Consider the following 22406-nt stretch of genomic DNA (forward strand, 5'->3'; position numbering starts at 1 on the left):
CGGCCCCCCCCGGGGCCGGGGGAGGGGTAGGTGACGCGCACGCCGAGCAGCTGCACGCTCAGCGGCCCCGGCGGCAGCGCCACGGGCACGCGCGGGCGCGGCGGCCCGGCGGTGGCCAGCACCACCGCGACCCGCCGCGACGCCGGCAGCACCTCACGCAGCCGCTGCGCCGCCGACACCAGCGGCAGCGCCGCCTCCACCGCGATCAGCGCGGTCAGCGCCGCCACCGCCACCCGCACCCCGTCCGCGCCGGCGCCGATCGCCGCCCACGCCACCGCCGCGCACGTCAGGCCCTGCACCGCGAACCCGGCGCCGCTCACCAGCGCCGTGACCCGCGCGGCGGCGCGCTCGGCGCCCGCCAGCCGCCGCGACTGCGCCCCGGCCGCCTCGGCGAACCGGCCCGCCGCGCCGAACACCGCCAGATCACCGGCGCCCTCCAGCACGTCCAGGGACCGTACCGCCAGCCGTTCCCGCGCCACCGCCGCGCGCGCCGCCGCCCGCCCGCTCAGCACCGCGGCGCCGGGCGCCAGCACCAGCGCCGCCACCGCGAGCCCTGCCGCCAGCACCGGCGCCGCGTCCGGGACCGCCACCGCGCACACCACCAGCCCCGCCGCGCCGCACACCACCGCCGCGACCGCCGGCAGCAGGCACCGCAGCAGCAGATCCTGAACGGCGTCGACGTCGGCGACCATCCGGGTCAGCGCGTCCCCCTCACGCAGCCGCCCCGCGGGGGTCCGGGCGAGGGCGTCGAACACCCGGCCGCGCAGCTCCGCCAGCGCCCGCAGCGCCACATCGTGCCCGGCCAGCCGTTCCAGGTACCGCAGTCCGCCCTTGCCGACGGCGCAGGCGCGCACCGCCACGATCGCCAGCGACAGCGCCGCCACCGGCGGCTGCTGCGCCGCCCGCGCGATCAGCCACGCCGCCGCCGCGATCAGCCCCAGCCCGCACAGTTCGGCGGCGATCCCCGCCAGCCCCGCCGCGGCCAGCCGCACCCCGTACGGGCGCACCGCGCCCCACATCCCGCTCACGCCGCCGTCCCCGTTCCCGCCTGTGTCCTCGCACCCGTCCCCGTCACTGTTCGCGTCCGCGTCGCCGGGGCGGGATCGTCGGCGGTGACCCGGCCCTCCTCCAGCCGCACCACCCGCCCCGCCAACGCCAGCAGCGCCGGGCGATGCGCCACGATCAGCGCCGTACGGCCCTGCAGCAGGGTCTGCGCCGCCTGCACCAGCAGCCGCTCGCTGAGCAGGTCCAGCCGCGCCGTCGGCTCGTCCAGCAGCATCACCGGCGCCCCCGTCACGTACGCGCGGGCGATCGCCAGCCGCTGCCGCTGCCCCGCCGACAGGCCCGCGCCGCGCTCGCCCAGCACCGTGCCGTACCCGGCGGGAAGCTCCCGGACGAACGCGTCGGCCTGCGCCGCCCGCGCGGCCGCCTCCACCTGTTCATCGCCGGCGTCCGGTGCGCCGAGGCGGATGTTGTCGGCCACCGACGCGGCGAACAGGTGCGGCCGCTGCGGTACCCATCCCAGCCGTTCCCGCCATTCCCGCAGGTCAAGGTCGCGCAGGTCCACGCCGTCGACCAGCACGCGGCCCGACTCCACCGGGCACAGTCCCGCCAGGACCAGCAGCAGCGTCGACTTTCCCGCACCGGAACGGCCCGTCACCGCGACCCGCTCACCGGGCGCCACCCGCAGCGACACCCCCTCCAGCGCGGGCCGCTCGGCCCCGGGGTAGCGGACGGTGACGTCCTCCAGGACGATCTCCGGTGCCCCGCCGGCGGGCGCCGGGCGTGCCGTGACCGCGGCGGGCACGGGGGCCGGGGCGTCGATCACCGCGAACGCGCGCTCGGCCGCCGCCACGCCCTCGGCGCTGGCATGGAAGCGGGTCCCCAGCGCCCGCAGCGGCAGGTACACCTCCGGTGTCAGGATCAGCACCAGCAGGCCCGTCGCCAGCGCCATCTCCCCGCCCAGCAGCCGCAGCCCCACCGGCACCGCCACCAGCGCCACCGACAGCGCGCACACCAGTTCCAGCACCAGCGCCGACAGGAACGCCACCCGCAGCGCCGCGACCGTCGCGCGGCGGTGCTCGGCGGCCAGTTCCCGCACCACCCGCGACTGGTGCCCGGCGCGCCCGAACGCCCGCAGCGTCGGCAGGCCCGCCAGCACGTCCCCGAAATGCCCGCCGAGCCGGTGCAGCAGCCCCCACTGCCGCCCCGTCAGCTCCGCCGTCCGCATCCCCACCAGCGCGCCGAACACCGGCACCAGCGGAACCGTCACCGCCACCACCAGCGCCGACGCCCAGTCCGCTGCGGCCAGGCACGCCAGCACCAGCACCGGGACCACGCACGCCGCCAGCAGCTGCGGCACGTACCCGGTGTAGAAGGGGCCGACGGCGTCCAGGCCCCGGGTCACCAGCGTCACCCGTCCCGCGGCCCCGCCACCGCCGTCCCCACCGGCCGCCTGCCCGGCAGCGGAGGAGGGGGCGGCCAGGAGCGCCTCCCGCAGGCGGTGCTTGACCGCCGCCGCCGAACGGCCCGCGACCACCTCCGCCGCCCACGCCAGCACCGCCCGCGCCGCCACCACACCCGCCAGCGCCGGCAGCGGCCCGGTGTCCAGGCCCGCGATCGCCCGCGCCAGCAGCCACGCCCCCGCCACCAGCAGCACGCCCTGCGCCACCGTCACCACGCCCAGCACCACCAGCACCCGGCGCGGCAGCAGGCCCAGCAGACGCCGCTCAGTACTTTTCACGCCCGCCCCTACAGGTAGGAGGGCGAATCCACGCGCCCCCGGAACGTCCACCACACCAGCGCCTGCGCGGCCAGCAGCAGCGGCAGCAGCGCGGCGGTCATCACCGCCGTCACCGCCAGCCCCGCCCCCGGCGCCGCCGAATCCACCAGCGGCAGCCGCGCCCCGGCCGCCACGGCCAGGCCCGCCAGCGCCACCGCCGTCACCGCGTACGACGCCGGGATCCGCCGCGCCCGCGCCAGCACCGCGCCCGTGCACCGCAGCCGCGCGAAACCCGCGCCGTGCAGCGCGAACACCGCCGCCAGCGGCAGCCCCAGGACACTGCCGGCGTTCAGGCCCTCGGTGGCGCCGCCGGCCAGGATCGTGCCCAGCAGCGACGCCCACACCAGCGCCAGCCCCCAGCTGCCCGCCACGATCGCCGCGTCGCAGCCGCCCCGCCACGCCGGCGCGTCCACGCGGCCCCGCAGCCACAGCCCCATGTCCCGCACGATCCACGCCATCAGCAGCGCCACGAACAGCGGGAACAGGCCCTCCAGCAGCCCGTGCTCCAAAGCGGGGAACGCGCCGGCCATGATCCCCGCCACCGCCACCAGCCACACCTCGTTGGCCAGGAAGAACGGCGCGAACGCCGCGATCACCACGCGGCGCTCGTCCTGCCCGCGCCCCAGCCACGGCAGCAGCATCCCCACCCCGATGTCACCGCCGGCCAGCACCAGATACCCGGCGGTGAACACCGCCAGCAACACCACCGCGAGCATCTCCATCACAACGCTCCAGACAAGAGAAGAGAAAAAGGGGGATCGCCGGTTCGGACTAGTACGTGGGGGTCAGCATCGGCTCCGCCGGCGCCGGGCCCGTCCGGGGATCGGCGCCCAGGCGGACCTCGTCCGGGCCGCGCCGCGCATGCCGTACCAGCAGCCACGCGTTCACCGCGATCAGCACCGCGAACAGGCCCGTGAACGCCGTGAACGACACCGCCACCCACCCCGCGCTCACATCCGACAGCGCGTCCTGGGTCTTCAGCAGCCCGTACACCACCCACGGCTGCCGCCCCACCTCACGGAACACCCAGCCCGACAGCATCGCCACGTACGGCAGCGGCACCGCCGCCATCAGCACCACATGGAAGATCCGGCCCCGCACCAGCCACCGCCCGAACGGCAGCTTCACCAGCGCGACCGCCGCCACGGCCAGCATCAGCACCCATGCCAGCATCATCAGCGCCTCACCGGCCGACGCCGGCCACGGCGGGGTGTAGTCACCCGGCCCGAACCGCGCGATGAGATCGGCCTCGGCCGCCTGCCCCTCCGGCGATCCGGGGCGCTTGGTCGGCTGCAGGTAGGCGAACTGCACACCGCCGAACACCACCACCGGGAACACCGACGCCACCACCGCCGCCAGCCCGATCCGCATCGAACGGCGGAAGAACTCCACCTGCGCCGTCCGCCGGAACAGGTGGTACGCGCTCACCCCGGCCAGGAAGAACCCGGCCGTCAGCAGCCCCCCGAACAGCACATGGAAGAACGCCAGCACCGCCGCCGGATTGGTCAGCAGCGCCCCCAGATCCGTCAGATGCGCGGTGCCGTCGCGCATCTCGTACCCGACGGGGCGCTGCATCCAGCCGTTGGCGACCAGAATGAAGTACGCCGACAGGTACGCGGTGAACGTCACCACCCAGATCAGCGCCAGATGCACCCACCGGTTCAGCCGGTCCCACCCGAAGATCCACAGGCCCAGGAACGTCGACTCGACGAAGAACGCCGCCACCGTCTCCATCGCCAGCGGCGCCCCGAACACCCCGCCGGTCAGCTCCGCCGTCCCGCCCCAGTTCATCCCGAACTGGAACTCCATCACCAGCCCCGTGACGATCCCGACCGCATAGTTGATCACATACAGCTGGCCCCAGAACCGCGTCATCCGCGCATGCACCGCGCTGCCCGACCACGTCGCCCGCGTCTGCATCAGCGCCACCAGCGTCGCCAGCCCCAGCGTCAGCGCCACGAACAGGAAATGCGAACCCGCCGTCAACGCGAACTGCAGCCGTGCCAGCATCAGCGGATCGTCCATCACGCCACCTCAACCCCTTGGATCGTCACCACCGACGATCCTGGAGCCGGCACACCCGCCGGCGGATCCGGCACGAGCATGCACCCGCCCTGCACCTTTCGCGCAGACCCGCCCCGCCGCCTACATCGCGGGATGTAGGCGGCGAGGCGGCGTCAGCGCCGGGCGGTCGCGCCCTGGGGGCCTGGGCGGCGGACGGCCGGGGCAGACGCCGCCTGCGGGGGTCACTCCTCAGGTCCGACCACGGATGTATCCACCGTGCGCGAGGAGTCCGCCGGGTCGGTGGTGGTACGGCCGGACTCGCGGCGCGCCGACCACCCCAGCACCAGCGCCACCATCAGGTACGGCACGCCCGCCACCGCGAACAGCACCCCGGGCCCCGCCCACACCGAACCCGCCCCGTACCCGGCGAAGATCGCCACGGCCAGCACCTCCGAACCCCACCCCGCCAGCGACGTCACCGTCGCCCGCGACCGGTCGGTGATCCGCTCCTGCAGCCGCGCGTCCGCCGCGACCATCGCCCACTGGAAGATCCCGAACGCCGCCCCCACCAGCAGCAGCCCCTCCGCACGGCCCGCGACCGAACCGATCAGCGAGCCCGCCGCCAGGCCGGCCCCCGCGACCGCCAGCGCGGGGGCCAGCCACCGCACGCCCCGGCCCGCCAGCCAGCCGCCCACCGTGTCACCGGCGCTGACCACCAGCACCAGCAGCGGTACCGCCGCCGCCGCGACACCCGTCGAGGCCGCCAGGTACGGCACGTACTCGTCCAGCGCCGTCACGCCCATGAGCACCACCGACAGCACCAGTGCCCCCCGCACCCGCGGAACGTCGCGGACCTGCGCCCAGCCCTCGCTCAGCACCCGCCGCAACGACGGCTCGTCCTCTTCGTCCTCCTCCTCGTCGGCGTCGGGGGTGTTCTCGCCGCCGGGGGAGGGGGCGCCGCGGTGCTCGGGAAGCGACCACGACACCGCCGCGTTCAGCACGCACACCGCCACACTCGCCGCACCCAGCGCCCGGTAGCCGCCCGCCGCCATCACCGGCGCCGCCGCGGCCGTGGCCACCAGCACCGCCGTCGTCCCCACCGCCTGCGCCCGCCCGGACAGCCGCGCGTACGAGGCGCCCGCGCCCACGCGGCGCAACTCCTCGTACACCAGCGCCTGCAACGTCCCCGAACGCAGCGACGACCCCAGGCCCCACAGCACGAAACCCGCCGCGAACATCGCGTAGGAGGGGAACAGCGTCCACAACCCGAAACCGGCACCCGACAGCAGCGGCCCGAGGGTCAGCAGGCGGCGCCGCGAGAAGACGTCGGCCCACACACCCGAGGGCACCTCGAACACGATCGCGGTGACCGACCAGATGACGAACAGGGAAGAGACCGCTGCGGGTGACAGCCCGGTGTCGGCGAACAGCAGCGCGTACACCGGGTACAGCAGCACGAAATCCTCGAGGAACGCGGAGGCGTACAGCCTGCGCGCCAGCCCCGATTCACCATGGGACGCCGATGAGCGTCAATGTCGCCAGGTCATATTTCGGAAGCTACCACAGCACCCCGCCGCGACCCGAGACCTTTTCCCGGGTCACCGGCGCGGGGGAGGGGAGCGGTCGTCCGTCCAGCGGGAACGGCCACGCCCGCCCGGTAAGTGATCATTGTACTGTTCTCCGCTGTGACCACCGAGAACGCCGTTCCACTCGGGCGCCGGCTCTGGACGATGCTGATCATGCTCGGACTCGCCGGCCAGCTCGCCTGGACGGTGGAGAACATGTACCTCAACGTGTTCGTCCACGACACCATCAGCGACGACCCCGACGTCATCGCCGCCATGGTCGCCGCCAGCGCGATCGCCGCCACCGCCGCCACCCTCACCATCGGCGCCCTGTCGGACCGCCTCGGCCGCCGCCGCGCCTTCATCGCCGGCGGCTACCTCGCCTGGGGCCTGGCCACCGCCGCGTTCGGCCTCATCACCGTCGACACCGCCGCCACCCTCGCCCCCGCGGCCGACGCCGTCCTGCTCGCCGTCATCCTCGTCATCACCCTGGACTGCCTCATGTCGTTCCTGGGCGCCGGCGCCAACGACGCCGCCTTCCAGGCCTGGGTCACCGACAGCACCGTCCCCGCCAACCGCGGCCGCGTCGAATCGGTACTGGCGATCATGCCGCTGATGGCGATGCTGATCGTCTTCGGCGGCTTCGACGCCCTCACCCGCGCCGGCCACTGGCCCGCGTTCTTCGTCATCATCGGCGTCATCATCACCGCCGCCGGAACCCTCGCCTGGATCTTCGTCCGCGACCGGCCCGCCCCGCACCGCCCGAGCGAGCCCTACCTGCGCTCCCTGGTCCACGGCCTGCGCCCCGGCGCCATGCGCGCCAACCCGCCCCTGTACCTCGCCCTGGGCGCCTGGTGCGTATGGGGCGTCTCCACCCAGGTCTTCCTGCCCTACCTGATCATCTACCTGCAGCGCTACCTCGACATCGACGGCTACGCCCTCATCCTGGCCGTCGTCCTCACCGGCGCCTCCGCCGTCACCGTCGCCTGCGGCCCCCTCATCGACCGCATCGGCAAGGTCGCGTTCCTGCCGCCCGCCATCGCCGTGTACGGCACCGGGCTGCTGCTGATGCCGCTGGCCCGCGACACCCTGCCCGTCATCGCCGCCGGCCTGGTCCTGATGACCGGATTCATGCTCGTCCTGGCCCCCGTCGGCGCCCTGGTCCGCGACCACACCCCGCCCGGCCGCGCCGGGCACGTCCAGGGACTGCGGATGGTCTTCGCCATCCTCATCCCCATGATCATCGGCCCGTACCTCGGCGCCACCGTCATCAAGGGCGCCGACCAGTACTACGAGGAACTCGGCGTCCTCAAACAGGTCCCCACACCCGCGGTCTTCCTCGCGGCCGCCGCCGTCCTCACCCTCATCATCGTCCCGGTCCTGGCGCTGCGCCGCGCCACCCCCGCCAAGGAGAACACCCCATGACCCGCCCGGTGACCCCCGGCCAGCCGCCCGGCCTGCTCACCCGCTGGGGCGCCGCGCTCGACCCCGACGACGTCCTGCCCGAACACCCGCGCCCCCAACTGGCCCGCGACAGCCACCTCAACCTCAACGGCCGCTGGGAGTACGCCATCACCGGGCCCGGCCAGGACCCGCCGGGGGAGAACGGCACCTACGACGGCGACATCATCGTGCCGTTCTCGCCCGAATCGCCGCTGTCGGGCGTCGGCCGCACGCTCCTGCCACACCAGACGCTCTCCTACCGCCGCACCCTCACCCTCCCCGACGGCTTCCGCCCCGCCGGCGACCCCGGCGCCCGCGTGCTGCTGCACTTCGGCGCCGTCGACCAGACCTGCAGCGTCCACCTCAACGGCACCGCCGTCGGCGGCCACACCGGCGGCTACCTGCCCTTCACCCTCGACATCACCCACGCCCTGCGCCCCGGCCCCAACACCCTCACCGTCCAGGTCCAGGACGACACCGACACCGGCCAGCACGCACGCGGCAAGCAGAAACTCGACCGCGGCGGCATCTGGTACACCCCCCAATCGGGCATCTGGCAGACCGTCTGGGCCGAATGCGTCCCCGCCACCCACATCACCCGCCTCACCCTCACCCCCCGCCTGGACGACTCCAGCGTCGACATCACCGTCCACGCCGGCACCGGGGGAGGACCCGCGCGCATCGCCGTCCACGACGGCGGCCACATCATCGCCGAAACCGACGCCGTCCCCGGCCGCCCCGTACGCCTCCCGCTGCCCGGCGCCCGCCTGTGGACCCCCGAAGACCCCCACCTGTACGACGTCACCGCCACCCTCGGCACCGACCACGTCCGCGGCTACTTCGGCATGCGCTCCTACACCACCGGACCCGACCACGACGGCGTCCCGCGCCTGCACCTCAACGGCCGCCCCTACTTCCACGCCGGCATCCTCGACCAGGGCTACTGGCCCGACGGCATGTACACCGCCCCCTCCGACGAAGCCATGATCCACGACATCGCCACGATGAAACGGCTCGGCTTCACCATGCTCCGCAAGCACATCAAGATCGAGCCGCTGCGCTGGTACCACCACTGCGACCGCCTCGGCATCCTGGTCTGGCAGGACATGGTCAACGGCGGCGGCCCCTACCACCCCCTGGTCATCACCGCCCCCGCCGTCACACCCCTGCGCCTGAACGACCGCCACCACCGCTGGTTCGGCCGCGCCGACGCCGCCGGACGCGCACGATTCCTCGCCGAGACCCGCGAGACCATCGAGCACCTGCGCAACATCGTCAGCATCGCCGTCTGGGTCCCGTTCAACGAAGGCTGGGGCCAGTTCGACGCCGCCGCCGTCACCGCCGAGATCGCCGCACTCGACCCCACCCGCACCATCGACCACGCCAGCGGCTGGCACGACCAGGGCGCCGGCGACCTGCGCAGCCTGCACGTCTACTTCCGCCGCTTCCGCCTGCCCCGGCGGCGACGCGGCGACGCACGCGTCCTCGTGCTGTCCGAATACGGCGGATACAACCACCGCGTCGACGGTCACACCCACAACGACAAGGACTTCGGCTACAAACGCCACGCGACCGCCGCCCGCCTCGGCGCCGCCTTCACCCGCCTGCACGCCCAGCAGATCGTCCCCGCGATCCCGCGCGGGCTCAGCGCCACCGTCTACACCCAGCTGTCCGACGTCGAAGACGAACTCAACGGCCTGCTCACCTACGACCGCGAGGTGCTGAAACTACCCGCCGGCCTCGTCCGCGCCGTCAACGCGCGGCTCCGCCTCGAGCCGCCCGCCCGCGGGTCGCCTCACCAGCGCTGACGCGCCTCCTCGGCCCACCCCACCAGGCCGTCCAGATCCACCCACCTGCCGTCGTCGGCCTGAGCCCGCCCGCTGAAGTACCCGAAGCACTGATGCGTCTCGGACCCCACCACACCCAGCTCCGTCCGCGCCACCTTCTCGTGGAACGGACGGAACTCCACCTGCACCCGCACCCCCCGGATCCGCCACGGCCGCAGCCAGTCGGCCCGGTCATAGGACCACTCCAGCTCCTCACCGATCTTGTGCAGCCGCCCGTCCACGAACAACGCGTTCTCCGTCATCCCCGTACCGGAAGTCCACTTGCCACCCAGCTGCAGCGCCCGCCCCTCACCGCTGCCGGCCGCCCAGTTCCACGTCATCCGGTACGGCCACTTCCCGCGCCCGTGATCCAGGACCGCGAACGAGTCGTCCTCACTCACCTCGTGCACCCCCGACGGCAGCCGCAACCGGCCCCGCACCGGACGCCCCACATCCTTCACCGTGTACTGGAAACGGTTCGCACCCCACGGGATCACCACACCCAGCGACTCATGCCCCTCCGGCAGCGGCACCACCAGATCGATGTCCACCCCGGGCGCCACCGCCCGCAGCCTCGAGCCGCCCGGACCCTGACGCACCCCGACCGCCACCCCGCCGCCCCGCGCCTCCGCCGTCCCCGCACCGCCGCGATCGGGCATCACCGCACCACGCGCCAGCGGCACCACCGCGTCCCGGCCGATCTCCTCACCCGACTCGCGATCCAGCACGTACACCCCGTGCACACCCGCGTAGTCCAGCGACGACGCCACCAGCCCCACCACATGACGCGGCGTCACCACACCCCAGTACTCCCACCGCTTCACCCGGCCCCACCCGCGCAGATTCGACCGGTGCAGCGGCCGCCTCGTCCAGCCCACCGCCTCGGGATTCAGCCGCCCGTCCGGCAGGCACAGGTCGACCGCCTCGGTGATCTCCCGCTCATGAGTCAGCATCCCCCGAGCCTAGCGATCACCACCACGCCCACCACCGGCCCGCGCCTCAGGCGCCGAACCAGGGGAGTGGCCCACCGAAGGGGAGTGGCCCACCGAACACGCCCCCGCCTCGCGCCGAGAACTAGACGAGCCGCTCTATGGCGCGGGCGACGAGGTCGTCGGCCTCCTGACGGAGCCGGCACTTGACCGGCGGGGGCAGGGGCGTCCGTCCCTTGTCGCCGGCCGAACCATCTCCGATCGCCCCTACTTAACATAATGTTTATTATCGACCATCTTGGGAACCCGCCGAGAGCGGGGCGAAACGGGCGGTTGTCGCGGGACTTCAGGTGCGGGAACGGACATGGCGGTGCGGGGCTGGGCGGACGGCACTGCGGCGCGTGGCTCCGGTACGGGCGCGGCCGTCCGACTTCCCGTCGCACGGCACAAAATAGAACCTGTTCTTGCCAAACCGGCGTGCGGGCGAGCAGGCTGGCCGCATGGACCTGATCGCGCTCGAAGAGATCCGCCGGCTCAAGCACCGCTACCTGCGCTGCGTGGACCTCAAGCTCTGGGACGACTTCGGCGGCGTCTTCACCGACGACGCCGTCGCCGAGTACGACACCCCCGTCATCGGCAAGCAGCTGCGGCTGGCCGGACGCACCGCCATCGTCGACTACATGCGCACCAACCTCGGGCCCGGGACGATCACCACGCACACCGCCGGAAGCTCCGAGATCGACATCGACGGCGACCGCGCGACCGGCATCTGGGCCCTGGAGGACACCGTCATCCTCCCCGAGCACAAGCTGCTCATCCACGGCGCCGCGTTCTACCGCGACGTCTACCGGCGCGGCGGCGACGGCCTGTGGCGGGTCGAGCACACCGGCCACCGGCGCACCTACGAGTACACGATGTCGCTGGCCGACGTCCCCAGCCTCAAGTTCACCGCCGGCCTGCCGCCGGCACCCGGCATTGACGCTACCTAGAACGCGTTCTACTCTCCGATCCAGCACGTACCGGCCCGGCAGACCCGATTCACCAGCCCAGCCCTCAGCCCGCCCCGACCGACGATCCCAGGGAGACCGGTGGCCACCGACCCAGCCCCGCACCAGACCGCCCCTTCCGCCGCCGACGCCACGGCCGCCGCCACGCGCCCGTTCACCGAGGCGATCGCCGAAGCCGAACACATCATCCGCACCGCACCCCACGTCAAGACCGAGCAGGACCTGGCCGAAGGCCTGGACTACCTCGCCGGCAGCATCAAGGCCTCACTGCACATGGTCGCCGCCTACCAGCACGACCACCCCTTCTTCGCCTCCTCCACCGGCCCCTACACCAAACTCGGCCTGGACAACCCCGACACCCTCTACTTCCACGCCTACATCCGCGACGACGCCGAATACGTCGTCACCGGACGCCGCGGCACCACCGCCGACCTCAGCTTCCAGGTCCTCAACGGCGACTACTCCCCGACCCAGTCACCCGACAGCCTCACCGCCTTCGACGACCGCGACCTCGACATCGCCGCCGACGGCACCTTCCGGCTGCGGTTCGGCCCGCCCCGCCCCGACGCCGAACCCGGCTACGTCCCCCTCGGCCCCGGCTCGGCCATGCTCATCGTCCGCGAGGTCTTCAGCGACTGGCGGAACGAACGGCCCGGCGAGATCCGCATCCACCGCGCCGACACCCTCGGCACCGCCCCGCCCCCCATCACCGCCGACCGCATGGCCCGCCGCTACGACGTCGCAGGCCGGATGCTGCTGGGCCGCCTGCGCACCTTCCTCGCCTTCCCCGAATGGCACTACCTGCAACTGCCGGTCAACACCCTGACCGAACCCCGCCCCACCCCCGGCGGGCTGGCCACCCAGTACTCCTCCGTCGGCCACTACGACCTCGACGACGACCAGGCCATGATCATCACCGTCCCCGCCGCCGACCGCGCCGACGCCCCGTACCAGGGCTTCCAGCTCGGCAGCATGTGGTACGTGTCGCTGGACTACATCAACCACCAGACCAGCCTCACCGCCGACCAGGCACGCGCCGACGAGGACGGCATGATCCGCTACATCGTCAGCGAACGCGACCCCGGCCTGGCCAACTGGATCGAACGCACCGGCCACGACCGCGGCTACCTGCAGTTCCGCTGGCAGCACCTCAACCGCGCCCTCACCCCCGCCGACGGCCCCCAGGCCGAGATCGTCGCGTTCGACGACCTGCCCCGGCGGCTGCCCTTCCACGACGGCCAGCGCGTCACCCCCGCCGAATGGGCCGCCCGCATCACCGACCGCCAGACCGCCGTCGCCCAGCGGATGCTCGGCTGATGGCCGCCGGACTGCTCACCGGCCAGGTCATCGTCATCTCCGGCGTCGGCCCCGGACTCGGCCGCGGCCTCGCGCTGCGCTGCGCCGCTGCCGGCGCCGACGTGGTGCTGGCCGCGCGCACCGAGAGCCGCCTGGCCGAAGTGGCCAAGGACGTCGAGGCCCTCGGCCGCCGCGCGGTCACCGTGCCGACCGACATCACCGACGACGCCGCCTGCGCGCGGCTGGCCGACACCGCCCTGAGCGAGCTCGGGCGCGTCGACGGACTGGTCAACAACGCCTTCGCGATCCCGCCGCTGACCGACCTGATGACGGTCGACCTGGAGAAGGTACGCGCCGGGCTGGAGACCAACGTGCTGTCCGCGCTGCGCCTGACCCGGCTGCTGACCCCCGCGATCGCCGAGCACGCCGGCTCCGTCGTGATGATCAACTCGGCGGTGCTGCGGCACTCCCGGCGCACCTTCGGCGCCTACAAGATGGCCAAGGCGAGCCTGCTGGCGATGACGCAGAGCCTGGCGACCGAACTGGGGCCGCGCGGCGTGCGGGTCAACACCGTCGCCCCCGGCTACATCTGGGCCGACAACCTCAAGTGGTACTTCGGCCACCTGGCCGCCGAACGCGGCGTACCGGCACGGCAGGTGTACGAGGAGATGGCCGCCACCACCGACCTGCGCCGGCTGCCCGAACCCGACGAGGTCGCCGACGCCGTGGTGTTCATGCTCTCGCCGCTGGCCCGCGCGGTCACCGGGCAGTGCCTGGACGTCAACGCCGGCGAATGGCACCACTAGGCAGGCGGCGTCACCCGGACCGGCACCGGTACCGGTGCGCACCGATCAGGAAGGACCCGCACCGATGACCCCAGGGCGCGACAGCGTCGGGACGGTCGAGGATCTGCACGCCTCGGCCAGCAAGATCACCGGCTTGGCCGACTTCGGCGGCGACGACGACCCGTACCTGGACGGGCTCGGCGTGCTGCTGGAGTCGCTGGCCGGTGAGGCAGGGCTCACCCCGCTGGGCAACAAGGCGCAGCGCTCGCTCGTGCGCGGCGCGCTGGCGGCACGGCTGGTGTCGCAGGCGGCGTGGCAGAGTTTCCCCGAGCACGCCGGGGCCGGTGTCGAGCGGCCCATCTTCGTCACGGGACTGCCGCGTACGGGCACCACGGCGCTGCACCGGCTGCTCACCGCCGACCCGGCCCACCAGGGGCTGGAGGTGTGGCTGGCCGAGGTGCCGCAGCCGCGGCCGCCGCGCGCCGGCTGGGACGACGACCCGGTGTTCCAGGCGATCGAGGCCGGGTACCGGCGCCATCACATCGACAACCCCGAGTTCATGGGGGTGCACTACATCTCGGCCGCGATGGTGGAGGAATGCTGGCAGCTGCTGCGCCAGTCGATGCGGTCGATCTCGTTCGAGTGCCTGGCGCACCTGCCGGGGTACTCGGCGTGGCTGGCCGGGCAGGACTGGACGGCGGCGTACCGCAGGCACCGCCGGAACCTGCAGCTGATCGGCCTGAACGATCCGGGGCGGCGGTGGGTGCTGAAGAACCCCAGTCACCTGTTCGCCCTGGACGCGCTGCTGGAGGTGTATCCGGACGCGCTGATCGTGCAGACGCACCGGGCGCCGAGTACGGCGATGGCGTCGATGTGCAGTCTCGCGGCGCACGCGACCTCGGGGTGGTCGGAGGTGTTCACGGGCGAGACGATCGGGCGTGACCAGCTGGAGCTGTGGGGCCGGGGGCTGGAGCTGTTCGACGCCCAGCGGGCCCGGCACGATCCGGCGCGGTTCTTCGATGTGCAGTACGACGACTTCGTGCGTGACCCGATCGGCACCGTGGGGTCGGTGTACGGCCATTTCGGGTTGCCGTTCGGTGACGAGGCGCGGGCGGCGATGGCGCGGCTGCGCGATGAGAGCGCCACGGGTGCGGGGCGTCCGGCGCACCGGTACGCGCTGGCGGATTTCGGCCTCACGCCCGAGCAGGTGGACGAACGGTTCGCGGGTCACGTGGCGGAGCTCCCCTGAGGGCGGGATGCCGGTGATGTCCGACCCGAGTCGGACAAAGTTCGCATAAGTAACCAAACCAGACAGAAGTAGGATTCTGTCTGGTTTGGTTACTTCTCCGTCGGGACCGAGCTGACGGCGCGCGTTCTGTCGGAGCCGGGCGGTAACGTCCGCACCGTGCGTCCCATCGATGTCCAGCGCCTGACCGTCGGCGACACCACCGACCGCTACACGCGGATGATCCGCGCGAAGTCGGCCACCGGGGCGCTGGCCCCCGGCACCGCCGAAGTGTACGCGCGCGACGTGCTGACGTTCGCGGAGCTGGCCGGGCCCGAGCGGGTGCTGGACGATCTCAGCGGCGCCGACGTCGACGAGGTGCTGCTGAAGTTCGCGCACAAGCCCGACGGGCGCCGCCGCTCCCCCTCCCCCTCCCCCGGCGCGGGCGGTCCGCGTGCGGCGGCGCGGCAGAGCGCGGCGTCGCAGGCGCGGTTCCGGCGGTCGCTGTCGGCGTTCTTCCGGTACGCGACGATCACGGGCTGGGTGCAGCTGGATCCGATGCGGGCGGTGACGCTGCGGCCCAAGGACCGCGGCGGGCTGCGGTCGCAGCGGCGCGCGCTCACCACCGAGCAGGCCGACGGGCTGCTGGGCGCGGCGCGGTCGATGGTGTCGGCGCCGGCCGATCCGGCGCGGCGGGCCGATCAGCGGACCGAGCTGCGGGACGCGCTGATCGTGCTGCTGCTGGCGGCGGTGGGGCCGCGGGTGTCGGAGCTGACGCGCGCCGATGTGGAGGACTTCTACGTCAACGCGGGCGTGCGGTACTGGCGGATCTTCGGCAAGGGCGGGCGGACCAGGGACGTGCCGCTCCCCCGGGCGGTCACCCGGGTGCTGGAGGCCTACCTGGCCGACGGGCGGCGGCTGCTGGACAAGGGGCGCGAGCCGAAGGCGCTGCTGCTGTCGTGGCGGGGCCGGCGGCTGGCGCGCGGTGACGTGCAGGGGGTGATCGACCGGGTTCTGGCGCGGGTGGATCCCGAGCACCGGCGGGGTGTGACGCCGCATGGCCTGCGGCATACGACGGCGACGCATCTGCTGGCGGCGGCGACGGACATGGACGCGGTGCGGCGGGTGCTGGGGCATTCGGATCTGTCGACGCTGGGCCGCTACCGCGACGAGCTGCCCGGTGAGCTGGAGGCGGCGATGCGGGTGCATCCGCTGCTGGGCGCGGAGGAGCCCTGACGCGTGCCGAACCGGCGGCCGGCCTCGCCCGGGCGCGGCGGATCATCGCCAGGCGAGACCGGTGAGGCCGGTGCGGCCGGTGCGGCCGGTCAGATCCAGCCGAGTTCGGTGGGTTCGGGGAAGCCCTGGTGCCAGATCCCGTACACGATCAGCGCGAGCAGTGCGGGCGCGAACGCGATGGCCAGCAGGCGGCCCAGGTGGTGGCGGGTGATCCAGCCCCAGGCGGTGAACGCGGCGGCGAGGGCGATCGCGGGCAGGGCGAACTGGCCTTCGAGGGCGTTGGTGGTGAAGGTGAGGCCGGTCAGCAGCGCCAGGACGATCGGCCAGGGGCCGGAGGCGGCGGGACTGCGGGCCAGGGTGAGCGCGAGGGCGGCGAACACAAGGGCGAGGCCGCCGTACCACAGGTAGTGGCCGACGTACTCGTCCCAGAGGTGGACGAGGTCGCTGGGGGCGACGTTGCCGACGGAGTTGGCCGCCAGGTGGATGCCGTGGCCTTCGACGTAGGTGATGGCGCCGGCCAGGTAGAGGGCCCAGGTGCGCGGGCCCGCTCCCCCGGCCCGCAGGGCCGCGGCGGCGGGCAGCAGGACGGCGTAGGGGGTGAGTATGTCGATCCAGTCGGCCCAGCGTGTCTCGCCGATGGAGCCGAGCCAGGCCATGCCGAAGCCGATGTGGTGGGTCAGGGCGTAGGCGACGGCGGTGGCGGCCAGCCAGCGCAGGTACGGCGCGGGGGTGCCGGTGGCGGGGGTGGTGCCGGCCGTGGTGTCGGTACGGGCCATGTGGGCGTCCTGCCTTCGCGGGGTGGGGAGTCCATCATGGCGGCAGGGGGCGGGTGGTGTCCGGCAGGAGCGAGCGTCCCAGGCGGTAGGCCTCGGTGAGGTCGTCGCCGCGGTAGTCGACGGCGGCGAGGTCGGCGAGGTGGTGGTCGGCGTTGACGGCGACGGTGTGGGTGAGGTGGCGGAACAGGGGGCCGTCGGAGCGGGAGTCGCCGTAGCCGACGCAGCGGTCCAGGGGCAGGTGGTGGCGGGTGCGGAGCCGTTCGGTGATGTGGACCTTGTCGGCGGGGGTGAGGATGCCGGCGGGGTCGAGGGGGGCGGTGAACGGCGGCGGCGGGAAGCGGGAGGCGATGACCTCGTCGAAGCCCAGGTCCAGCAGGTGCCGGGCGAAGAAGTCGGGTGACATGGTGATGACGGCGGAGTGCTCGCCGCGGGCGCGGATGTCGGCGCAGACGTCGGGGATGCCGTTGAGCCAGGGCCCGGCGGCGTAGGCGGCGGCGACGTCGGCGGGGGTGAGGTGGCGCCACAGCCGGTGGATGGTGGCCGAGAAGCCCCGGGTGTCGAGTTCGCCGGCGGCGAAGCGTGCTTCCAGGGCGTGCAGTTCGGGGAGGGTGCCGAGCCGCCGGGCGACCTCCAGGTTGGCGGTGCTGCCGGTGAGGAGGGTGCCGTCCATGTCGAAGATGTGCAGTGTTCCCACAGTTGGGTCAGTGTGGTGGAAGGGGCGGGGGTGTGGCCAGCGGTTTTCCGCCTGGTGGGCCTGCGGCGGGCGGGGACGGCGGGTCAGTCGCGTTCGGGCCAGATGGCGTAGGAGACCAGGATGGCGGCCCAGATGGCCAGGGGGGCCAGCGGCCAGTAGAAGTCCCAGTCGGAGTCGCGGATGCAGCCGACGGCCCAGATGGTGGTCATGATGCCCGCGCCGCCGGCCCAGTAGCCCCATTCGTTGCGCCACTGGCGCCGGCCGTCCTCGGCGCGGGCGGCGGCCTGCTCGGCCAGGGCGGCGCGGGAGACGGGCAGGTCGGCGGTGAGCCGCTCGAGCCGTTCCACGGTGGTGGCGGTGGTGGCCTGGTCGAGGCGGTGCTCGTATTCGGTGAGGTCGAGGGCGCCGTCGGCCAGGGCGTCGGCGAGGCGTTCGATGGTGGTGTCGCGGTCGGTGTCGGCGGCTCGCAGGGCGGCCGGTCGCGGGGTGGTGGGGTGGTGGGTGGCTGGGTCTGGTCGCATGGCGGCTCCCGGTGTGAGTGGTGGTTCCAGCATGCGGGCCGCGGGGGCGGCGACTGGTCCTCCGGTATGACGAAACCGGCGTACATCGTTCGCAGGAGGCAGTGCGGGCGGGTCCGCCCCTGACGGAAGTAGGGGGTGGTGGGGGCCGTTCGCGTGATGCGCGCCGTGGTGATCGTTTTCTAACGTCGTGGCATGGACGGATTGCTGGATCTTGTGCACACGGCCGTGACGTCGCCGTGGTTCTACGTGGCGCTGTTCGCGGTCGCGGTGATCGACGGGTTCTTCCCGGTGGTGCCGAGCGAGAGCATGGTGATCACCGGTGGGGTGTACGCGGCGACGGGTGAGCCGGACCTGGCGCTGGTGATGGTGCTGGCGGCGCTCGGGGCGTTCGTGGGCGATCACGTGTCGTATCTGGTGGGGCGCAGGTCGAGTGGGCGGCTGGAGGCGCGGCTGCGGCCGGGGACGCGGCGGCACGGGGCGTGGCTGTGGGCGCGGCGGACGATGCGGGAGCGGGGCGGGCTGATCTTGATCGTGGCGCGGTACGTGCCGGGCGGCCGTACGGCGGTGACGCTGACGATGGGGGCGGTGGGGTACCGGCTGCGGTCGTTCTCGATGTTCGCGGCGGTGGCGGCGGTGAGCTGGGCGGTGTACGGGGCGACGCTGGGCTATGTGGGTGGCAAGGCGTTCGAGGAGGACCCGATCAAGGGTGTGGCGCTGGGGATCGGGATGGCGCTGGCGCTGACCGCGGTCGTGGAGGCGGTGCGTTATCTGCGGGGGCGGGCGCGGCGCGGGGACGCGGCGCCGGCGGTGGGGGTGCCGGCGCAGGGCGGGAACGGTGAGAACGCGGTCGGCGGCGCGGAGCCGGAGGCGGTCGGCGGTGAAACGGCCGGTGCGGGTGTGCCGATGTCGGGGCGGTGAATGTCGCGGACGTGACATTCTTGACGGATTCGTGAACGTAGGGTGAACAAAGGCGGTCCGGCGCGGGATCTCATCTCGTGTACGGGCCGTCTCGACCGTGAGGGAGAGCATGCAAGCGCCAGGCTTCAGCGCCGACTGGTACCGCGCCGTGACCGAGTTCGCGCATTCGACGCCGTCGTGGGTCCATCCGGTGGCCGAGATCGGCACGGACGCGGGTCTGCTGCTGTTCGCCGCGCTGTTCCTGGCGGGCTGGTGGCGGGCCCGGGGGGCGCAGGCGCGTGCGATGAGCCTGGCGCTGCTGGCGCCGGTGGCGGTGGTGGCCGCCTACCTGGTCAGCGAGGTGGCCAAGACGTTCCTGGAGGAGGAGCGGCCGTGCCGGGCGGTGGCGGGGGCGATGAACATCGCGGCGTGCCCGTCCCCCGGTGACTGGTCGTTCCCCAGCAACCACGCCACGATCGCGGCGGCGTCGGCGGCGGTGATCGTGGTGGCCTGGCGGGCGATGGCGCCGCTGGTGCTGCCGCTGGCGGTGCTGATGGCGTTCTCGCGGGTGTTCGTGGGGGTGCACTACCCGCATGACGTGGCGGCCGGGTTCGTGATCGGGGTGGTGGTGGCGCCGCTGGTGGTGCTGCTGGCTGCGCGGTTGGTGGCGCCGCTGGTGACGGGCCTGCGGGGTGTGGCGTTCGGGGCGGTGCTGCTGGGGTCGCCGGCGGTGGTCGCGGGTCCGGAGGGGCGGCGGGTGGGGCTCCCCCCGGCGCAGGCCCCGGCGGACGTCACCAGCCCTGACGTGATGGCGGGGGCGCCCTACTCCCGGGGCCCGCGCGGCTGACCCCCTGCCCCGCTCCCCCGGGCTCGGCGGGTCAGGAGTCGGGGATCAGGCCGGCCTCGTAGGCGATGATGGCCGCCTGGACGCGGTTGCGGACCTGCAGGCGGGTCAGGATGGCGCTGACGTAGGCCTTCACCGTTCCCTCGACGACGTGCAGCCGCCGGGCGATCTCGGCGTTGGACATCCCGGCGCCGACCAGGGCCAGGACCTCCCGTTCGCGGGGGGTGAGGGCGGCGGTGCGGCGGCGGGCGGCGGCGCCGTGCGACATCCGGCCGCCCGACAGTTCGGTGATGACGCGGTGCGCGACCCTGGGCGAGAGGTAGGCGGCGCCGTCGGCGACGGCGCGGACGCCGGCGATGAGCTCGTGCGGGTCGCCGGACTTGAGCAGGAAGCCGCTCGCGCCCTCCGAGAGGGCGCGGGCGATGTAGTCGTCCTCGCCGAAGGTGGTGAGCATGACCACCGCCGTCCGCGGCGCCGTCCGGGTGATCTCTGCGGCGGCGGCGAGGCCGTCCATGCGGGGCATCCGGATGTCGAGCAGCGCCACGTCGGGGCGGTGGCGCTGGGTCAGCTCGACCGCCTGGCGGCCGTCGCCGGCCTCGGCGATCACCTCGATGCCGGGGTCGGCCGACAGGATCGCGCGGACCCCGGCGCGGATCATCGCCTCGTCGTCGGCGAGCAGGACCCGGATCACTCGTGGTGCTCCCTCATCGTCTTCGGTGCGTGCGTGGGCCGGTGTGCCGCTTGGGGGTGCCGTCACGGGGCGTCCGTTCCGTCGGTGCGGCCGCCGGGTTCGGTGCCGTCGGTGCCGTCGGCGACGGCGTCGGCGGGCCGCAGGACGTCCTTGCGGGCCAGGCGGTCGCCGGCGAAGCACAGCCGGTAGATCCGGCTCAGTCCGAGGACGTTGCGGTCGGGCCGGTAGTAGAGGCAGCTGGTGCCGGGCGGTTCGGGATGGTCGGCGTAGCGGGACTCGGAGTTGATCAGCTGCATCGGGGGCAGCCGGCGTTCGACGGAGGCGCGGTCCTGGCCCGGCTGCAGCGCCGCGTAGGCCGAGGGGGGCAGGACCGAGTTCATCGTGGAGTACACGTAGTAGCCCAGCATCACCGCCGACAGGACCGATACCAGCGCGGCGGGGACGGCGATGGCGGTGACCAGTCCGCGGCGGACCTGGCGGCGCTCGCTGGCCAGGCGGCGCGCCGACTCCGACGGCGCCTGGGCGTCGGGGGCGGGCGGTGGCGCGGCGGGGGCGAATCCGCGGTCGGGGTCGGTGGCGGGCAGGCGAGCGGTGACCTGGAATCCGCCGCCGGGGGCCGGGCCGGTGGCCAGGGTCCCGCCCGCCAGGCGGACGCGTTCGGCCAGGCCCTCCAGTCCGAGCCCGCCCGGCGCGCCGGCCGCGGGCAGCAGGGGCGGGCCGGCGGCGGGGGCCTGGTTGGCCACGGTCACCACCAGGGCGTCGCCGCCGCGGTCGACGCGGACCGTCACCGGTGCCCCGGGGGCGTGCTTGGCCGCGTTCGTCAGGGCCTCCTGCACCACCCGGTACGCGGCGGCCGCGACCATCGGCGCCTGCCCGGGGCCGTGGGCGGTTTCGGGTGCGGGGTCGCCTTCGAGGCGGACGGGGATGCCCGAGGCGTGGGCGCGCTCGACCAGGTCGGCGATGCCGTGGCCGGCGGGGTGGCCGGGGCCGGCGTCCAGTCCCGTGCCGGCGGCGGTGCCTTCGCGCAGGACCCCGATGATGGCGCGCAGATGCTCGGTGGCCTCGGCCGCTCCCCCGCGCAGCTCGGCGGCCGCCGCGCGGTGCCGCTCGTCCAGGCCGGGCGCGACCTGCAGGGCTCCGGCGCGTACGGCGATCAGGGCCAGTTCGTGGCCCAGGGAGTCGTGCATGTCCTGGGCGATGCGGGCGCGCTCGCGCAGCCGCTCGCGCTCGGCGACGATGCGCTGCTCGCGTTCCAGGCGGTCGGCGCGTTCCCAGCCGGCGTGCAGCAGTTCCTGGTACTGCCGCCAGTAGCGGCCGATCAGCCAGGGCAGGACGCCCAGCAGGACGAGCCAGATCGTCAGGGGGAACCAGGAGGTGATGTCGATGCCGCGGATGATGTTGAGCGTGGTGCCGCCCACGAACACGGCCGTGAACGCCCACAGCACCGGGCGGGCGCGGATCGTCCGCAGGCCGGTGAGGTAGGCGGTGACCGGCAGCGCGAACGCGAAGTTGCCGTGCACCAGCAGCAGCACGACGGCGATCGGCATCGGGACCAGCGGCCAGGCCCGGCCCACCGCCAGCGCGGCGCCCAGCAGGACCAGCCCGGCGGCCTGCGTCCACCAGCCGCCGTCGATGTCGTGGGAGACCATCCCGGCCGCCACCGGGACCGCCAGTGCGGCCCAGATCAGCGCGTCGGTGACCACCGCGCGGCGGGTGGGCCTGGCCAGGACCTGCCACAGGGCCGGCCGCACGTCGGGGAGGTTCACGCCGTTCACCCTGGTCACGGTACAAGTCCGCGGGACGGTCCCGGTACTGACGAAAGTCAGGGGGCCGCTCCCCCGGGGGGCAGCGCGGCCGGCGGCGGGCGGCGGCTGGATTACGGTTG

At 73.6% G+C, this 22406-nt stretch carries 19 protein-coding genes and 1 pseudogene; 9 read left to right on the plus strand and 11 right to left on the minus strand.

All coding sequences use genetic code 11. The annotated features are described in order from the left end of the window. From ACH34Q_RS38155 to ACH34Q_RS38175, 5 genes and pseudogenes are all read right to left on the minus strand, one after another. Positions 1-1028: pseudogene (locus tag ACH34Q_RS38155) on the minus strand (thiol reductant ABC exporter subunit CydC); the annotation flags it as partial. Then, positions 1025-2743: a thiol reductant ABC exporter subunit CydD gene (gene cydD, locus ACH34Q_RS38160; RefSeq protein ID WP_395988052.1), complete on the minus strand. Its 1719-nt coding sequence runs from the start codon at positions 2741-2743 to the stop codon at positions 1025-1027. The pseudogene ACH34Q_RS38155 and the gene cydD, both read right to left, overlap by 4 nt. 8 nt (positions 2744-2751) lie before the next feature. Continuing rightward, a complete protein-coding gene (locus ACH34Q_RS38165; RefSeq protein WP_395988053.1) occupies positions 2752-3504 on the minus strand; it encodes a cytochrome d ubiquinol oxidase subunit II in 753 nt (250 codons plus the stop codon). 49 nt (positions 3505-3553) lie between these two features. Then, on the minus strand, positions 3554-4747 hold the full coding sequence (locus ACH34Q_RS38170; RefSeq protein ID WP_395988156.1) for a cytochrome ubiquinol oxidase subunit I: 1194 nt from the start codon (positions 4745-4747) through the stop codon (positions 3554-3556). A gap of 281 nt (positions 4748-5028) precedes the next feature. After that, positions 5029-6243: an MFS transporter gene (locus ACH34Q_RS38175; protein WP_395988054.1), complete on the minus strand. Its 1215-nt coding sequence runs from the start codon at positions 6241-6243 to the stop codon at positions 5029-5031. A 228-nt stretch (positions 6244-6471) separates the two neighbouring features. On the opposite strand from ACH34Q_RS38175, the gene ACH34Q_RS38180 reads away from it, so the two are divergent. Both ACH34Q_RS38180 and ACH34Q_RS38185 read left to right on the plus strand, forming a co-directional pair. After that, positions 6472-7776 (plus strand): MFS transporter, encoded by a 1305-nt coding sequence (locus ACH34Q_RS38180; protein WP_395988055.1) that lies wholly within the window; start codon positions 6472-6474, stop codon positions 7774-7776. Continuing rightward, positions 7773-9602, plus strand: a complete 1830-nt coding sequence (locus ACH34Q_RS38185; protein ID WP_395988056.1) for a glycoside hydrolase family 2 protein — start codon at positions 7773-7775, stop codon at positions 9600-9602. The genes ACH34Q_RS38180 and ACH34Q_RS38185 overlap by 4 nt, the downstream gene beginning before the upstream one ends. Here ACH34Q_RS38185 and ACH34Q_RS38190 read toward each other — a convergent pair. After that, positions 9590-10573: a DUF2804 domain-containing protein gene (locus ACH34Q_RS38190; protein ID WP_395988057.1), complete on the minus strand. Its 984-nt coding sequence runs from the start codon at positions 10571-10573 to the stop codon at positions 9590-9592. The genes ACH34Q_RS38185 and ACH34Q_RS38190 overlap by 13 nt on opposite strands. A 476-nt stretch (positions 10574-11049) precedes the next feature. Between ACH34Q_RS38190 and ACH34Q_RS38195 the strand changes: the two genes are divergently transcribed. The 5 genes from ACH34Q_RS38195 (at position 11050) to ACH34Q_RS38215 (ending at position 16098) form a co-directional block, all read left to right on the plus strand. Continuing rightward, positions 11050-11538, plus strand: a complete 489-nt coding sequence (locus tag ACH34Q_RS38195) for a nuclear transport factor 2 family protein (RefSeq protein WP_395988058.1) — start codon at positions 11050-11052, stop codon at positions 11536-11538. 99 nt (positions 11539-11637) lie between these two features. Further along, positions 11638-12873, plus strand: coding sequence for a hypothetical protein (locus ACH34Q_RS38200; protein ID WP_395988059.1), 1236 nt, complete (start codon positions 11638-11640; stop codon positions 12871-12873). Then, the gene (locus ACH34Q_RS38205; RefSeq protein WP_395988060.1) at positions 12873-13658 is read left to right on the plus strand and encodes an SDR family oxidoreductase; all 786 of its coding nucleotides are present in this window, start codon (positions 12873-12875) and stop codon (positions 13656-13658) included. Before ACH34Q_RS38200 ends, ACH34Q_RS38205 begins: the two co-directional genes overlap by 1 nt. Before the next feature lie 64 nt (positions 13659-13722). Beyond that, positions 13723-14886 carry a sulfotransferase family protein gene (locus ACH34Q_RS38210; protein ID WP_395988061.1) on the plus strand — a complete coding sequence of 388 codons (1164 nt, stop codon included), beginning with the start codon at positions 13723-13725 and terminating at the stop codon, positions 14884-14886. Positions 14887-15042: 156 nt separating this feature from the next. Next, positions 15043-16098, plus strand: coding sequence for a tyrosine-type recombinase/integrase (locus ACH34Q_RS38215; RefSeq protein ID WP_395988062.1), 1056 nt, complete (start codon positions 15043-15045; stop codon positions 16096-16098). A gap of 89 nt (positions 16099-16187) precedes the next feature. Here the strand turns inward: ACH34Q_RS38215 and ACH34Q_RS38220 are convergent, their stop codons facing one another. From ACH34Q_RS38220 to ACH34Q_RS38230, 3 genes are all read right to left on the minus strand, one after another. Then, positions 16188-16874 carry a hypothetical protein gene (locus ACH34Q_RS38220; protein ID WP_395988063.1) on the minus strand — a complete coding sequence of 229 codons (687 nt, stop codon included), beginning with the start codon at positions 16872-16874 and terminating at the stop codon, positions 16188-16190. 34 nt (positions 16875-16908) lie between these two features. After that, entirely contained in the window at positions 16909-17568 is a 660-nt protein-coding gene (locus tag ACH34Q_RS38225; RefSeq protein ID WP_395988064.1) for an HAD family hydrolase, read from the minus strand. A gap of 83 nt (positions 17569-17651) precedes the next feature. Next, complete coding sequence (locus tag ACH34Q_RS38230) at positions 17652-18089, minus strand: DUF1707 domain-containing protein (protein ID WP_395988065.1); 438 nt, start codon at positions 18087-18089, stop codon at positions 17652-17654. A 192-nt stretch (positions 18090-18281) separates the two neighbouring features. On the opposite strand from ACH34Q_RS38230, the gene ACH34Q_RS38235 reads away from it, so the two are divergent. Continuing rightward, entirely contained in the window at positions 18282-19007 is a 726-nt protein-coding gene (locus tag ACH34Q_RS38235; protein ID WP_395988066.1) for a DedA family protein, read from the plus strand. A 109-nt stretch (positions 19008-19116) separates the two neighbouring features. Further along, positions 19117-19833 (plus strand): phosphatase PAP2 family protein, encoded by a 717-nt coding sequence (locus tag ACH34Q_RS38240; RefSeq protein WP_395988067.1) that lies wholly within the window; start codon positions 19117-19119, stop codon positions 19831-19833. Between the two features lie 31 nt (positions 19834-19864). Here ACH34Q_RS38240 and ACH34Q_RS38245 read toward each other — a convergent pair whose 3' ends face one another. Further along, complete coding sequence (locus ACH34Q_RS38245) at positions 19865-20521, minus strand: response regulator (RefSeq protein WP_395988068.1); 657 nt, start codon at positions 20519-20521, stop codon at positions 19865-19867. Between the two features lie 62 nt (positions 20522-20583). Next, the gene (locus ACH34Q_RS38250; protein ID WP_395988069.1) at positions 20584-22296 is read right to left on the minus strand and encodes a sensor histidine kinase; all 1713 of its coding nucleotides are present in this window, start codon (positions 22294-22296) and stop codon (positions 20584-20586) included. Positions 22297-22406 lie beyond the last annotated feature (110 nt).

The sequence above is a fragment of the Actinomadura sp. 9N407 genome, assembly GCF_044326315.1.
In the GTDB taxonomy this organism is placed as follows: Bacteria; Actinomycetota; Actinomycetes; order Streptosporangiales; family Streptosporangiaceae; genus Spirillospora.

What these genes read in the sequence shown, in the direction of transcription:
- ACH34Q_RS38165 (WP_395988053.1), bottom strand. Translation starts at nt 3,504, where the DNA reads ATGGAGATGCTCGCGGTGGTGTTGCTGGCGGTGTTCACCGCCGGGTAT.
- ACH34Q_RS38190 (WP_395988057.1), bottom strand. Translation starts at nt 10,573, where the DNA reads ATGCTGACTCATGAGCGGGAGATCACCGAGGCGGTCGACCTGTGCCTG.
- ACH34Q_RS38230 (WP_395988065.1), bottom strand. Translation starts at nt 18,089, where the DNA reads ATGCGACCAGACCCAGCCACCCACCACCCCACCACCCCGCGACCGGCC.
- ACH34Q_RS38205 (WP_395988060.1), top strand. Translation starts at nt 12,873, where the DNA reads ATGGCCGCCGGACTGCTCACCGGCCAGGTCATCGTCATCTCCGGCGTC.
- ACH34Q_RS38220 (WP_395988063.1), bottom strand. Translation starts at nt 16,874, where the DNA reads ATGGCCCGTACCGACACCACGGCCGGCACCACCCCCGCCACCGGCACC.
- ACH34Q_RS38210 (WP_395988061.1), top strand. Translation starts at nt 13,723, where the DNA reads ATGACCCCAGGGCGCGACAGCGTCGGGACGGTCGAGGATCTGCACGCC.
- ACH34Q_RS38240 (WP_395988067.1), top strand. Translation starts at nt 19,117, where the DNA reads ATGCAAGCGCCAGGCTTCAGCGCCGACTGGTACCGCGCCGTGACCGAG.
- ACH34Q_RS38195 (WP_395988058.1), top strand. Translation starts at nt 11,050, where the DNA reads ATGGACCTGATCGCGCTCGAAGAGATCCGCCGGCTCAAGCACCGCTAC.
- ACH34Q_RS38235 (WP_395988066.1), top strand. Translation starts at nt 18,282, where the DNA reads ATGGACGGATTGCTGGATCTTGTGCACACGGCCGTGACGTCGCCGTGG.
- ACH34Q_RS38185 (WP_395988056.1), top strand. Translation starts at nt 7,773, where the DNA reads ATGACCCGCCCGGTGACCCCCGGCCAGCCGCCCGGCCTGCTCACCCGC.